Source organism: Pseudomonas sp. P1_F7 (assembly GCF_056405655.1).
In genome coordinates, this window is sequence record NZ_JBFUBR010000078.1 from 1 (window position 1) to 581 (window position 581).

Consider the following 581-nt stretch of genomic DNA (forward strand, 5'->3'; position numbering starts at 1 on the left):
GTCGAACAGGCTGCGGGTCTGGCTGCGGGTCTGCACGCCCTTGACGTCGATGGCGATCTGGCTGGCCTGTTGCCCATCGGCGTTGGTCAGGGTGTAACGGTAATTGCGCGTGGCTTCGTACAGCGGATCGCCGGGGGCCACGGTTTCGCTCAACACCCGCTGCAAGGCATCGTAGGTGTAGCGAATGCGCACGTCGTTGTCGTCGTGGGTCAGCAGCGGCTGGCCGTGCAGCAGCGAGTCTTCGCGGGTGATGGTTTTTTGCGTGTGCTTGCCGTCCACGCCGTGATCGAAACCGGTCAGGGTCTCGGTGGTCTGCAGCACGGTTTCGCCGACGAAGGTGCTGTTGAGCTTTTCGTAGGCGTAATCGGTGGTGGTGGTCAGGCCGTTGAGGGTGATCGCCTGCCGCTGGCGCCGGCCGTGCAGCAGCCCATCGTCGGGGTCGTTGAAGGTCTGGTAGGCGCTGTGTTGCAGCAGCGTTTCCTGGCTGCCGTCGACCTGGTACAGGGTTTCATCGGTCAGCACCAGCCAGTCGCTGCTGGCGTCCTGGGGCGTGCCCTTGAGCGGCGGCATCAGGACGTAGC

Annotated in this window: 1 pseudogene; it reads right to left on the bottom strand. The window is 64.4% G+C overall.

The window, feature by feature from the left end:
* Positions 1-581: pseudogene (locus tag AC1D1M_RS31455) on the bottom strand (sugar-binding protein); the annotation flags it as partial.